Source organism: Tepidimonas ignava (assembly GCF_004342625.1).
GTDB lineage: Bacteria > Pseudomonadota > Gammaproteobacteria > Burkholderiales > Burkholderiaceae_C > Tepidimonas > Tepidimonas ignava.
Map to the genome: position 1 here is coordinate 122501 of NZ_SMAH01000006.1, position 13901 is coordinate 136401.

The 13901-nt window shown below is 65.5% G+C and carries 10 protein-coding genes and 2 rRNA genes (1 of these 12 cut by a window edge); 7 read left to right on the forward strand and 5 right to left on the reverse strand.

What is annotated here, in order from left to right; translation table 11 throughout:
* From EDC36_RS06290 to EDC36_RS06320, 7 genes are all read left to right on the forward strand, one after another.
* A 23S ribosomal RNA gene (locus EDC36_RS06290) occupies positions 1-2875 on the forward strand (it extends 12 nt beyond the left edge of the window).
* 154 nt (positions 2876-3029) lie between these two features.
* Positions 3030-3145 (forward strand): 5S ribosomal RNA (rrf, locus tag EDC36_RS06295).
* 103 nt (positions 3146-3248) lie between these two features.
* Entirely contained in the window at positions 3249-4310 is a 1062-nt protein-coding gene (locus EDC36_RS06300; RefSeq protein ID WP_132962390.1) for a homocysteine S-methyltransferase family protein, read from the forward strand.
* 122 nt (positions 4311-4432) lie between these two features.
* Positions 4433-5167: a GGDEF domain-containing protein gene (locus EDC36_RS06305; RefSeq protein ID WP_243646495.1), complete on the forward strand. Its 735-nt coding sequence runs from the start codon at positions 4433-4435 to the stop codon at positions 5165-5167.
* Positions 5164-6018 carry a MinD/ParA family protein gene (locus EDC36_RS06310; RefSeq protein ID WP_132962392.1) on the forward strand — a complete coding sequence of 285 codons (855 nt, stop codon included), beginning with the start codon at positions 5164-5166 and terminating at the stop codon, positions 6016-6018. Before EDC36_RS06305 ends, EDC36_RS06310 begins: the two co-directional genes overlap by 4 nt.
* A complete protein-coding gene (locus EDC36_RS06315; protein WP_132962393.1) occupies positions 6005-7618 on the forward strand; it encodes an HDOD domain-containing protein in 1614 nt (537 codons plus the stop codon). The genes EDC36_RS06310 and EDC36_RS06315 overlap by 14 nt, the downstream gene beginning before the upstream one ends.
* 84 nt (positions 7619-7702) lie before the next feature.
* On the forward strand, positions 7703-8065 hold the full coding sequence (locus EDC36_RS06320) for a DUF1840 domain-containing protein (protein WP_390616782.1): 363 nt from the start codon (positions 7703-7705) through the stop codon (positions 8063-8065).
* A 27-nt stretch (positions 8066-8092) separates the two neighbouring features.
* Here EDC36_RS06320 and EDC36_RS06325 read toward each other — a convergent pair whose 3' ends face one another.
* From EDC36_RS06325 to EDC36_RS06345, 5 genes are all read right to left on the reverse strand, one after another.
* Positions 8093-9079, reverse strand: coding sequence for a tripartite tricarboxylate transporter substrate-binding protein (locus EDC36_RS06325; protein ID WP_132962394.1), 987 nt, complete (start codon positions 9077-9079; stop codon positions 8093-8095).
* Positions 9080-9157: 78 nt separating this feature from the next.
* Positions 9158-10426 carry a phenylacetate--CoA ligase family protein gene (locus EDC36_RS06330; RefSeq protein WP_132962395.1) on the reverse strand — a complete coding sequence of 423 codons (1269 nt, stop codon included), beginning with the start codon at positions 10424-10426 and terminating at the stop codon, positions 9158-9160.
* 50 nt (positions 10427-10476) lie between these two features.
* A complete protein-coding gene (locus EDC36_RS06335; RefSeq protein WP_132962396.1) occupies positions 10477-11286 on the reverse strand; it encodes an ABC transporter ATP-binding protein in 810 nt (269 codons plus the stop codon).
* 145 nt (positions 11287-11431) lie between these two features.
* The gene (locus EDC36_RS06340; RefSeq protein WP_132962397.1) at positions 11432-12772 is read right to left on the reverse strand and encodes an ABC transporter substrate-binding protein; all 1341 of its coding nucleotides are present in this window, start codon (positions 12770-12772) and stop codon (positions 11432-11434) included.
* A 45-nt stretch (positions 12773-12817) separates the two neighbouring features.
* Positions 12818-13894 carry a branched-chain amino acid ABC transporter permease gene (locus tag EDC36_RS06345; RefSeq protein WP_132962398.1) on the reverse strand — a complete coding sequence of 359 codons (1077 nt, stop codon included), beginning with the start codon at positions 13892-13894 and terminating at the stop codon, positions 12818-12820.
* Positions 13895-13901: the final 7 nt, after the last annotated feature.

The following is a 13901-nucleotide window of genomic DNA, read 5'->3' on the forward strand; positions in this document are numbered from 1 at the left end:
AAGAGCATGTGGTGGATGCCTTGGCGATGACAGGCGAAGAAGGACGTGGCAGCCTGCGATAAGCCTCGGGGAGCTGGCAAGCAAGCATTGATCCGGGGGTTTCCGAATGGGGCAACCCACCCCGATGAGGGGTATCGTCGACTGAATCCATAGGTCGACGAGGCGAACGCGGGGAACTGAAACATCTCAGTACCCGCAGGAAAAGACATCAACCGAGATTCCGGCAGTAGTGGCGAGCGAAACCGGAGCAGCCTGCACGATGTAGCCATTGATCTATCAGAACGGTCTGGAAAGTCCGGCCACAGAGGGTGACAGCCCCGTATGGAAAAGATTGATGGTGGAACTAGGCGTGCGACAAGTAGGGCGGGACACGTGAAATCCTGTCTGAAGATGGGGGGACCATCCTCCAAGGCTAAATACTCGTCATCGACCGATAGTGAACCAGTACCGTGAGGGAAAGGCGAAAAGAACCCCGGGAGGGGAGTGAAATAGAACCTGAAACCGCATGCTTACAAAAAGTCGGAGCCCTTTGGGGTGACGGCGTACCTTTTGTATAATGGGTCAGCGACTTACGTTCAGTGGCAAGCTTAACCGAGTAGGGAAGGCGCAGGGAAACCGAGTCCGAACAGGGCGCATGGAGTCGCTGGGCGTAGACCCGAAACCAGGTGATCTATCCATGGCCAGGCTGAAGGTGCCGTAACAGGTACTGGAGGGCCGAACCCACTGCTGTTGCAAAAGTAGGGGATGAGCTGTGGATAGGGGTGAAAGGCTAAACAAACCTGGAAATAGCTGGTTCTCTCCGAAAACTATTTAGGTAGTGCCTCGTGTGGTCACCTTCGGGGGTAGAGCACTGTTTTGGCTAGGGGGTCATGGCGACTTACCAAACCAAGGCAAACTCCGAATACCGAAGAGTGTGAGCACGGGAGACAGTGCACCGGGTGCTAACGTCCGGACACGAGAGGGAAACAACCCAGACCGCCAGCTAAGGTCCCTAAGACCGGCTAAGTGGGAAACGAGGTGGGAAGGCTAAGACAGTCAGGATGTTGGCTTAGAAGCAGCCATCATTTAAAGAAAGCGTAATAGCTCACTGATCGAGTCGTCCTGCGCGGAAGATGTAACGGGGCTCAAGCCGGGCACCGAAGCTGCGGATGCGTGGCAACACGCATGGTAGGAGAGCGTTCCGTAGGCCGCTGAAGGTGGGGTGAGAACCCTGCTGGAGGTATCGGAAGTGCGAATGCTGACATGAGTAGCGTTAAAGCGGGTGAAAAGCCTGCTCGCCGTAAGCGCAAGGTTTCCTACGCAACGTTCATCGGCGTAGGGTGAGTCGGCCCCTAAGGCGAGGCTGAAAGGCGTAGCTGATGGGAAGCAGGTCAACATTCCTGCACCGACTGCAAGTGCGATGTGGGGACGGATCAAGCTAGGTTGAGCCGGCGGTTGGAAGTGCCGGTGGAGGCGGAAGTAGGCGTGCGTTAGGCAAATCCGGCGCACACATACCGAGGCCGTCGCCCGAGTGGGCATGTCCCGCGAAGCAACCGAATGGGGTCCCAGGAAAAGCCACTAAGCTTACAGCTTGCAGTTGACCGTACCGCAAACCGACACTGGTGCGCGAGATGAGTATTCTCAGGCGCTTGAGAGAACTCGGCAGAAGGAACTCGGCAAATTGACACCGTAACTTCGGGATAAGGTGTGCCCTAGTAGCGTGTAGAGAGCATCGAAGCGTGAATGGGTTGCAAAAAATAGGTGGCTGCGACTGTTTACTAAAAACACAGCACTCTGCGAACACGGTAAGTGGACGTATAGGGTGTGACGCCTGCCCGGTGCCGGAAGATTAAGTGATGGGGTGCAAGCTCTTGATCGAAGTCCCGGTAAACGGCGGCCGTAACTATAACGGTCCTAAGGTAGCGAAATTCCTTGTCGGGTAAGTTCCGACCTGCACGAATGGCGTAACGATGGCCACACTGTCTCCTGCCGAGACTCAGCGAAGTTGAAGTGTTTGTGATGATGCAATCTCCCCGCGGAAAGACGGAAAGACCCCATGAACCTTTACTGCAGCTTTGTATTGGACTTTGAACGGATCTGTGTAGGATAGGTGGGAGGCTGAGAAGCGGTGCCGCCAGGTGCCGTGGAGCCGACGTTGAAATACCACCCTGGTGCGTTTGAGGTTCTAACCTGGCCCCCTGAAGCGGGGGTGGGGACAGTGCATGGTGGGCAGTTTGACTGGGGCGGTCTCCTCCTAAAGCGTAACGGAGGAGCACGAAGGTACGCTAGGCACGGTCGGACATCGTGCTGTTAGTGCATAGGCTCTAAGCGTGCTTGACTGCGAGACTGACAGGTCGAGCAGGTGCGAAAGCAGGTCTAAGTGATCCGGTGGTTCTGTATGGAAGGGCCATCGCTCAACGGATAAAAGGTACTCTGGGGATAACAGGCTGATACCGCCCAAGAGTTCATATCGACGGCGGTGTTTGGCACCTCGATGTCGGCTCATCTCATCCTGGGGCTGTAGCCGGTCCCAAGGGTATGGCTGTTCGCCATTTAAAGAGGTACGTGAGCTGGGTTTAAAACGTCGTGAGACAGTTTGGTCCCTATCTTCCGTGGGCGCTGCAGATTTGAGGGAGCCTGCTCCTAGTACGAGAGGACCGGAGTGGACGCACCTCTGGTGTACCGGTTGTCACGCCAGTGGCATCGCCGGGTAGCTATGTGCGGAAGAGATAACCGCTGAAAGCATCTAAGCGGGAAACTCGTCCCAAGATGAGATCTGCCTGGGGGCTTGACCCCCCTGAAGGGTCGTCGTAGACCACGACGTTGATAGGCTGGGTGTGTAAGGGCTGCAAGGCCTTGAGCTAACCAGTACTAATGGCCCGTGAGGCTTGACCCTATAGCTTTGCTAGCCAAGGTGCGGCGCGACCGCACCAACCACGACGCCGTCTTGGGCAGCTCCAAGCGACGACGTCATGACTTCGCCCCAAACGTGCTCGACTCTATGCAGCGCCTGGCCGCGCAACACCCAGCGGCCAGGCCAACCGGTTATGCCTGACGACCATAGCAAGGTGGTCCCACCCCTTCCCATCCCGAACAGGGCCGTGAAACACCTTCGCGCCGATGATAGTGCGCCCCTTGAGCGCGTGAAAGTAGGTCATCGTCAGGGTGTTATTACCAAGGCGACCCCGGAGTTCTGCAAGAATTCCGGGGTTTTCCTTTTGGGGCAAGCGAACGGCGCCGCGGCCACGGGCGCCATGGCAGGAGCAACCATGCAGCGAACGTACACGCGGGGCCACGGCTTGGTGGAGGCGTTGCGGCAACGCATCGTCATCATCGACGGCGCGATGGGCACGATGATCCAGCGTTTCAAGCTGGACGAACAGCAGTACCGCGGCGCGGGCGGCCCGCGCGGCGTCGATCCCCGCTGGGCGCAACACCCCGGTGACCTCAAGGGTAACAACGAGTTGCTGAGCCTGACGCGTCCGGACGTGATCGCCCAGATCCACGAGGGCTACCTGGCGGCAGGGGCGGACATCATCGAGACCAACACGTTCGGCGCGACCTCGATCGCGCAAGCGGACTACGGGTTGCAGGCCTGGGCGCGTGAGATGAACCTGGCGTCGGCGGCGCTGGCGCGCGCGGCGGTGGACCGCTACAGCACCCCGCAACGGCCGCGTTGGGTGGCCGGGGCGCTGGGGCCGACGCCGCGCACGGCCAGCATCAGCCCGGACGTCAACGACCCCGGCGCACGCAACGTGACGTTCGATGAACTGGACGCGGCCTACCATGAGCAGGCGCTGGCGTTGATCGAGGGTGGGGTCGATGTGCTGCTGGTGGAGACGGTGTTCGACACGCTCAACGCCAAGGCGGCCTTGTTTGCGATCGAGCGGGCGTTCGACGCCACCGGCGAGTGTTTGCCAATCATCGTCAGTGGCACCGTCACCGACGCTTCCGGGCGGCTGCTGAGTGGGCAGACGGTGGCGGCGTTTTGGGCCAGCGTGCGCCACGCGCAGCCGTTGGCGGTGGGGTTGAATTGTGCGCTGGGGGCGGCGCTGATGAAGCCCTACATCCAGGAATTGGCGCGGGTGGCCCCCGACACGTACATCAGTTGCTACCCCAACGCGGGCTTGCCCAACCCGATGAGTGAAACCGGCTTTGACGAAGCGCCGCAGGACACGGCGCGGCTGTTGCACACGTTTGCGGCGGAGGGCTTGGTCAACATCGTCGGCGGATGCTGTGGCACGACACCGGAACATATCGCGGCGATTGGGCAGGCGGCGAAGGCGTGTGCCCCCCGCCGGCTGTTCAGCGGCCTGCTGGCCGCCGGCTGAAGCAGTCGGCGGTGGTGCTGCGGCGTGCGCACAACACCGCATGACGCGGCGTGCATGCGTGGGCGAGGGGGCCGAATACAATGGCCACGCAGGCCCGGCTGCACCCGGGTCAGGATGCCGCGATGGATTGGAGCTCACTCCGTTTGGACCATGCCCGGGCGTTGCTGCGCCAGGCGGGGGTGGTGCTGCCGCCGCCCCAGCAGCCGCCCACGGCGCACGACGTGCAAGCGGTGCTGGACGCTTTGTGCGAGCTCAGCGAGCACGATGCGCTGACCGGGCTGCCCAACCGGCGTGCCTTCGAGGCACGGGCGGCGCAAGAGCTCGACCGTGCCAGCCGCGCGGGGGAGACGCCGCTGTTGCTGATGGTCGATTTGGACCACTTCAAGCGTATCAACGACGAGCATGGGCATCCGGCCGGTGATGCGGTGTTGCGGGCGGCGGCCGACACGTTGCGCAGCACGGTGCGCCCGATGGACACCGTGGCCCGCTTGGGGGGCGAGGAGTTCGTCGTCCTGTTGCCCAACGTCACCCCGGCGCGCGCGCAGGCGTTGGCCGAGCGGTTGCGCGCCGCGCTACAGCGCACGGTGACGGTGCCCGATGGGCGCTCGGTGGCGGTCAGCGCCAGTGTCGGGGGGGCGTTTGCCCCTCCGTGGGTGCGCACGACGTTGGCCCACTGGCTGGAGCGGGCCGACCGGCAGCTCTACGAGGCCAAGCGCGCCGGGCGCAACCGGGTGATGATCGAACCGCTGCGCCATGACGAAGTCAGCGCCGAAGAAAAGGATATGCTCTACGGATTGCTGGGCGGCCCAGCGCCTATCATCGCAGGGGCCGAACAGGCCGAGCCCGACGTGACATGACCACCAACGCGACCTCCCATTCCGAGCCGACGCCCGCCACCGCGGTGGGTGGCGTCGTGCTGCATCCGTCCAAGGGCAAGGTGATCGCCATCACCAGCGGCAAGGGCGGCGTGGGCAAGACATTTTTGTCGGCCAACCTGGCTGCGGCCCTGACGCGGCGCGGGTTGCGCGTGCTGGTGCTGGACGCCGACCTGGGCTTGGCCAACCTCGACGTCGTGCTCAACCTGTACCCCAAGTTGACACTGCACGACGTGTTCACGGGCCGCTGCACGCTGGACGAGGCCATCGTCAAAGCGCCGGGGGGCTTCAACGTGTTGCTGGCCGGCTCGGGCATGGTCGAGTATTCGCGCCTGACGCCGGAGGTGCGGGAGGATTTCCTGCGCCTGATGGGCGAGGTGGTGCCGCGCTACGACGTGTTGCTGCTGGACACCGGCGCGGGGATTTCGGACGTGGTGCTGTTCGCGCTGTCGCTGGCCACTGAAGTGCTGCTCGTGGCCACGCCCGAGCCGACCTCGCTGACCGACGCCTACGCGACGATCAAGGTGTTGGCCACGCAGCAGCGGCGTCAGCTGATTCGGCTGGTGGTCAACCAGGCGGCGCGTCCCGGTGATGGACGCGCGATCACGCAGCAGCTGCAAACGGTGCTCAACCGTTTTGTCGGCGGTGGCCAGGGGGGCGCGGTGCGTTTGGTGCACGTCGGCGACATCCCCGTGGACCCGGCGGTCAAGGAGGCGGTGATGCGACGCCAGTTGCTGTTGGTGCACACGCCGGGCTGCCCCGCGGCGCTGGCGGTGGGTCAGATCGCCGGGCGGCTGGTCGATACGGTGCTGCGTACCCATGACACCGCGTGAGGCGACGCGGTCCGGCGCGGCGGGCCTGCCTGATGCGGCGGTGGCGACGGAGCGCTCGCAGCGCCTGGCCGCGTTGCTGCAGCGCATTGGCACGGATGCCGATTTCCCCGCGCTGTCGCAGCAGGTGCGGCGGGTGCAGATGCTGTCGGAGCGCGAAGAGGAAAACCTGCACCGCTTGGCCGATGAAATCCTGCAGGATGTGGCGTTGACGCAAAAACTGCTGCGCTGGGTCAACGCCGCGCCGTACGTCGCCCATCGCGGCGGCGTGGCGACCGTGTCGCGGGCCATCAGTTTGCTGGGGATGGGCACCGTCAAGGGGATCGCGGCCAGCCTGATGATGCTTGAGCACTGGGGCGACCGCGAACAGGCCGGGCGCATGCAAGACGTGTTTGCGCGGTCGTTGCTGGCCGCGCACATGGCCGCTGAGCTGCTGGGCACAGGTGTCGAGCGGGAAAGTGTTTTTCTCGCGGCCCTGTTCCAGGGGCTGGGACGGATGCTGACCGTGCGCTTCCTGCCCGAGTTGGCGCAGCGCATTGAGGCCGAAGCGCAAGGGGATGGGGCACGTGAAGCTGCCGCGGCGCTGCGGCACCTTGGGGTCAGCTACGACGAGCTTGCGTTGGCGGTGGCGCGCATGTGGGGCTTTCCGGCCGAGCTGCAACGGACGATGGAGCGCCCGCGCGGCCCGGTGCCGGCGCGGCCTCCCACCGATCGGGTGGAGTGGCAACGTTGGGTGGCCGCGGCGGGGTCCGATCTCGCGGACGCTTGGTTGCTGGGCGCACGGGACGGCCACGCTTCGGCCCTTGAGCGGCTGGCCAACCGGTACGCCCACTTGGTGGACAAGACGCCGGAGCAGGTCGTGCAGGCGGCCCAGCAGGCGCACGAGCGCATGGGCACCTTGGCCAAGGCGGTCGGGCTGCGGTGGAAGGGGGCCGCATGGCGCGCCGAACCCGCTGCCGCGTCAGGGGCACCCGTGGCCCTGCCACCTGCCGCGGGGGGTGACCGATCGGGTGCGGCGCAATCACCGTCGACGGTGCCCGCGGACGTGCCCCCTGACGCTGCGCCGGCGCTGGTGTTGGCCCAGGGGCTGTTTGACGCCACGGCGGCGTGCTTGGACGGGTTGCCGACGCACGCCCGGCTGGAGCTGACGCTGGAGATCATGCTGCGGGCGTTGCGGGCGCGGCGTGCCTGGGTGGTGGCGCCGCAGCCTGGCGTCGAGCAGGCTGCGCCCTTGGCGTGCCTGGGGCCCCAGGCGGAGACGCTGGCCGCCCAGTACCGGCTGGCCAGCCGGCCTGCGGCTGGCGCTGAGGCGGTGGACTTGTTGGTGACGCTCGGGCGAATGACGCGCGACAGCTGGTTGCAGGACGTGACCGCGCCCAAAATCGCCGCGCGGCTGCCCGCGTGGTACCGTGCCGCGTGCACCCCCGGCACCTCGATGATCGTGCTGCCACTGTGGCGTGGCGAGCGTTGGCTGGGCTGGTTGCACCTGGACGGTTCAGGCATCGTGTTGCCCGAGCTGGGCGGTGTGGAGCACCATTTGGTGCGTGCGCTGCGCAACTTGGCTGGGCTGGCGCTGGTGAGCGAGCGGACGGCGGGCAACTGATTCTGCCCGGCCGCCCAGCGCGGGCATGGGTTGCCGGCGGCAGCCCCTTGTCAGGCTGACAGCCCGCCCTTACCATGGGTTCCGATGCTCAACCGCTCAACACGAGGTCACCAAGCGATGCTGTACCGCTTCAAATCCAAAGCCACCGGTGATGTGGTCATGCTGGAGCCCAATGGACGCCAGGTGCTGCACATCCTGGGCAAAGACCCCGACGGGCCGGGCATCATCCTGCCTGAGCAGATGGCGGCGGCGATCGAGGCGCTGCGCGCCGCCGTGGCGGCCGAGGAGGCTGAACAGGCGCGTCGCCGAGAGGAGGCTCAGGCGCGAGGCGACGAGCCGACCGAGCCGCTGGAGGAGCGCGTGCCGTTGCGGGTGCGCGTCGCGCCCTTCATCGAGATGCTGCAGCACTGCCAGCGCGAAGGCTGCGAGGTGGTGTGGGGCGTGTGAGAACGCCCCACCCAGTGCCCCGGGGCGTCAGTCGGCGTACTGGCCGGCGGCGTCGATGACGGTTTTGAGCTTGCTGATTTCGGCGGCCACAAACGCCTTGTGGCCCTCGGGCGTGACGCGCGGGTCACGCGGGCCGGCCACGATGGCCCCCAAGTCAGCCTGCTTTTTCTTGAAGTCTGGATCCTGCAGCGCGGCGCGCAGCGCCTGGTTGAGTTTTTGCAGCACCGGCGCGGGGGTGCCCTTGGGCGCGTACAGCCCGTGCCAGATGGTGAGATTGAAATCCTTCAGCCCCATCTCCTGCAGCGTCGGGTAGTGCTTGAGCAAGGGGTGGTCCGCCAGCGGTTTGGCGGTGGTGACGGCAAACGCCTTGATGCGGCCAGCTTCGATTTGCTGCGTGGTGTTGGTGGTCTGGTCACACATCACGTCGATGGTGCCGGCGATGAGGTCGTTCATCGCCGGCGCGGTGCCGCGGTAGGCGATGGTGGCCATCGACTTGTCCAGCTTGACCGCGTACTGCCACATGACGCCGCAGATGTGCGACGCTGACCCCAGGCCCGCATGCCCCAGGTTGAGCTTGCCCTGGTTGGCGCGGATGTAGTTTTCGAAATCGCGGTAGGTGTTGGCCGGCAGCTGCGGTTTGCCCACCAGCGTCATCGGCACGTCGTTGATGATGCCCAGGTATTCGAAGTCCTCCAGTGGCTTGTAGGGCAACTTGCGGTACAGCGCCGGCGTGGCGGCCATGCCGATGTGCCACACCAGCAAGGTGTGGCCGTCGGGGGCGGCGCGGGCCACCTTGTTGGCGCCGATGGTGCCGCCAGCGCCGGCCGCGTTGTCCACGACGATGGTGGCGTTGTCGAGGTGCTTGCGCATGGCCTCGGCGAGCTGGCGCGCCACCGTATCGGTGGGGCCGCCGGCGGCAAACGGCACGACGAACGTGATGGGCTTGGTGGGAAACGCCTGGGCGGCCGCACTGACCGACACGGCCAAGGCAAACGACAACAACGTCTTGTTCATCGATGGTCTCCAGCAAAGGTAAGCGTAGGCCCGATGATAGGCCCACCCCCACGGCGCGCAACCCGCGCAAACCCCAACTCAGTCGTAGCTGCGCGCGTCTTCGATCACCTTGCCGTCGTTGGGCAGGCTGCCCGGCGCGACCAGCTCGACGTCGCCCCGCAGTTTGGTCACCTCGCGCAGGGTGTGGGCCAGGGTTTGGCGCAGCGCGTGGTCATCGGTGAGGGTTGTTTCCACGCGCAGGGTCATGCGGTCGTCGGCCATGCGTCCGCTGACCACCAGGCGCGCGCGCAGCGCTTGCGGGTGGCGCCGCAGCACCTCGGCCACCTGCGACGGGTGCACGAACATTCCCTTGATCTTGGTGGTTTGGTCGGCGCGCCCGAGCCAGCCGCGGATGCGGGTGTTGGTGCGGCCGGTGGGGCACGTCCCCGGCAGCACGGCCGACAGGTCGCCGGTGCCAAAGCGGATCAACGGGTAGGCCGGGTTGAACACGGTCACCACGACCTCGCCGACCTCGCCGTCGGGCACCGGATCGCCGGTGCCGGGCCGCACGATTTCGAGCAGCACGCCCTCATCCAGCACCAGGCCCTCGCGGGCCTGGGTTTCGTAGGCGATGAGGCCGGCGTCGGCGGTGGCGTACGCCTGGTAGGCGGTGATGCCCCGCTGCGCCAACCAGTCGCGCAGGCTGGGCGGGAAGGCCTCGCCGGAGACCAGGGCTTTGTGTATCGGCAGCGCGACACCGGCCGCCTCGGCCTTGTCCACCAGGATGCGCAAAAAACTGGGCGTGCCGCAGTACCCCACCGGGCGCAAGTCCAGGATGGCGGCCAGCTGCTGCTCGGTGTTGCCCACACCCCCGGGGAAGACGGTGCAGCCGATGGCGTGCGCGCCCGCTTCCATGATCCAAGCGCCCGGCGTGAGGTGGTAGCTGAACGCGTTGTGGATGAGGTCACCGGCTTCGAAGCCGGCCGCGGTGAGCGCGCGGGCGCTGCGCCAATAGTCCGGCGCTTCACCTTCGGGTTCGTAGATGGGGCCGGGCGACTGGTAAACGCGGCGCGCGCCGCGCGCGTGCAGCAGCCCGCGCCAGCCGATCGTGGCCAACCCACCGAACGGGTCGCCCCCCGACGCACGGCTGGCCTGCTGGCGCTGCAGCAGCTCGTGCTTGCGCAACACGGGCAGCCGAGCCAGCGCGGCGCGGCTGGTGACCTGGGCCGGGTCGACGCCCACCAGGTGCTCAGCCCAAAAACCGCCCGCGCGTTGCGCGTGCGCAACCAGTGCGGGCAGGCGGCTCATCAGGTCGGCCTCGCGCGCGTCGGCGGGCCGGGTTTCGAGGTCGTCGTGGTGCGTGGGCATGGGCGCGGCGCCAGGGGATGGTGGGGAAGGAGGGGAAAGCGTCGAGACGGTCAAGCCAGCCAGCGCTTGCGGCGCTTGTAGCTCTTGACGTCGCGGAAACTCTTGCGCTGGCCGCCACCCATGCCAAGGTAAAACTCCTTGACATCCTCGTTGTTGCGCAGGTCGTCGGCCGCGCCGTCCATGACGATGCGGCCAGACTCCATGATGTAGCCGTAGTTGGCGTAGCGCAGCGCCATGTTGGTGTTTTGCTCGGCGATGAGGAAGCTGACTTTTTCTTTTTGGTTGAGGTCTTTGACGATCTCGAACACCTCTTCGACGATCTGCGGGGCCAGGCCCATCGAAGGTTCGTCCAGCAGCACCACGCTGGGGTTGGCCATCAGCGCGCGGCCGATGGCGCACATCTGCTGTTCACCGCCGGAGGTGTAGGCGGCCTGGCTGGTGCGGCGGGTTTTGAGGCGTGGGAAGTAGGTGTAAACCTTGTCGAGGTTGGCGGCGATTTCGCCCTTGTCCTTGCGCGTGTAGGCCCCGGTGAGCAGGTTTTCTTCGATGGTCAGGTGGGCAAAGCAGTGCCGACCTTCCATGACTTGGACGACGCCGCGCTTGACCAGGTCGGCCGGGGTGAGGTTTTCGATGCGCTCGCCGCGCAGCTCGATCGAGCCTTTGGTGACTTCGCCGCGTTCGCCCTTGAGCAGGTTGGAAATCGCGCGCAGCGTGGTGGTCTTGCCGGCGCCGTTGCCGCCCAGGATGGCGGCGATTTGCCCTTCGCCCAACTGCAGCGAAACGCCTTTGAGCACCAGGATGACGTGGTTGTAGATGACCTCGATGCCGTTGACGGTGAGGACGGGGGCGGGAGTCGTCATGGAAGCAACCTCGGCTGTGTCGTGGGTGAAACACCCCACTCGGCAGCCCCCGTGTGGGGTGGGGGCTGCCGGCTGGGGCGCTGCGCCCCGATTCCACGGGGGCAGCGCCCGTGCGCCGCAGGCACGGCGCACGGGCCGGCGCCCATCAGGACTGGCAATCCTGCGGCGTGCGACGCTGGATCTTTTTCTCGGCCGCGTACTTGTCGGCCGCGGCGCGCACCATCGGCTTGATGATCTGCTCGTCACCCTGGTACCAGTCGCTGGTGAACACCCACTTGGTGCCGTCCCAGGTGTGGATGCGGGCCCAGGCCGCGCCCATGTGGTCCTGACAGCTGGTGGAGATGGGGCGCAAGACGCCCTTGAAGCCCAGCGCGTCGAGCTTGGCCTGGGTCAGGTCCAGGTTTTCCAAGCCCCAGCGCACCTGCTCGCCGGTCATGACCTTGCCCTTGCCAAAGCGCTCCTGCGCCCGGCGCACGCCCTCCACGGCCAGCATCGCGCTCATCGCGCCGCGCACGTACAGCACGCTGCCCACCTCCTCGCGCGGGCCGGTGCCTTGGCCCTTGGCATGCACCTTGTCGAGGATTTCCTTGATGAACGGGGCGTTGGGCTCGGCCCCGTGCTGCATCGTGACGGCGTTGTAGCCCTTGGCGCCCATGCCGACGTCTTTGACGTCCGGCTCGGCGCCGGCCCACCACACGCCGTACATCTTCTCACGCGGGTAGCCCACCGCCTGCGCCTCTTTGAGGGCGGTGGAGTTCATCACACCCCAACCCCACAGCAGGATGTAGTCGGGGCGCTGCTGGCGGATCTGCAGCCAAGTGGATTTTTGCTCGACACCCGGATGCGCCACGGGCAGCAGGCTGAGCTGGAAGCCGTGCATCGCGGCGCGCTCTTGCAGCAGCGGGATCGGCTCCTTGCCGAAGGGGCTGTCGTGGTAGACCAGCGCGATCTTCTTGCCCTTGAGGTTGGCCAGGCCGCCCTCTTTTTTACCGATGTGCTGGATCAGCACGTCGGCCGCGACCCAATAGGTGCCTGCCAGCGGGAAGTTCCACTTGAACACGCCACCGTCCTGCGATTCGCTGCGGCCGTAGCCGGCGGTGATCAGCGGGATCTTGTCCACCGGCGCTTTTTCGGTCAGCGCGAAGGTGATGCCGGTGGACAGCGGCTGGAACATCGTGGCGCCGCCGTTTTTGCCCTTGAGGCGTTCGTAGCACTCGACGCCACGGTCGGTGGCGTAGCCGGTCTCGCACTCCTCGAAGCTGATCTTGACGCCGTTGATGCCACCGCGCGCGTTGGTCAGCTTGAGGTAGTCGATAAAGCCGTTGGCCCACGGCACGCCGTTGGGCGCGTAGGCGCCGGTGCGGTACACCAGCACCGGGAAGAACTGCTCCTTGGCCTGCTGGGCCTGGGCCGGCGTGCCCACCAGCGCGGTGGCGACGGTGGCGGCCGCCGCGGCGGCGGCCAGGACGGTGGATCGCAGCTTCATGGTGTGTCTCCTTCGGGTTGAAGCACGGGTGGGGAAAGGGTGTCGTCAGTGCGGGAACGGCCAGATGCGCAGCTTGTGTTTGGCCGTGGACCACAGTTTGGCCAGGCCGTGCGGCTCGACGATGAGGAACCACACGATCAGCGCGCCAAAAATCATGTACTCGGTGTGGCTGACCGCGGCGGTGGAAATCTCCAGCCCGAACAAGCCGCCCAGCCAAGGCAGGAACTGGTTGAGGAAGATCGGCAGCACGACGATGAAGGCGGCGCCGAAAAAGCTGCCCATGATCGAGCCCAGGCCGCCGATGATGACCATGAACAGCAACTGGAACGAGCGGTCGATCGAAAACGCCGCCGGCTCCCACGACCCGAGGTGCACAAAGCCCCACAGCGCGCCCGCCACACCGACGATGAACGAGCTCACCGCAAACGCCGACAGCTTGGCGTACACCGGGCGGATGCCGATGACGGCGGCGGCCACGTCCATGTCACGGATGGCCATCCACTCGCGCCCGATGGCCGAGCGCACCAGGTTTTTGGCCAGCAGCGCGAACACCACCACGAACCCCAGGCAAAACAAGTACTTTTCCACCGGGGTGTCGATGCGCCAGCCCAGCACGCTCAGGTTCGACACCGACACCGACCCCGACGGGTTGTGGTTGGTGAACCAGCCGATGCGCAAAAACGCCCAGTCGGCAAAAAACTGCGCCGCCAGCGTGGCCACGGCCAGGTACAGCCCTTTGACGCGCAGGCTGGGGATGCCAAAGACGATGCCCATCAGCGTGGCGCACACACCGCCGATCAGCAGCGCCACGATCAGCGGCATGCCCTCGATGCGCACGAACGCGTTGTAGGCCATGTAGGCGCCCGCCGCCATGAACGCGCCCGAGCCCAGCGAGATCTGGCCGCAGTAGCCCACCAGGATGTTGACCCCGATGGCGGCCAGCGACAGGATCAAAAACGGGATCAGGATGGCGCGGAACAGGTACTCGTCGGCCAGCAGCGGCACGCCGACGAACGCGAACGCCACCAAGGCCAAGATGGCCCAACGGTCCTGGGCGATCGGAAAAATGGCCTGATCCGCCCGGTAGCTGGTTTTGAATTGGCCGTTTTCGCGGTAGAACATGGGTCGT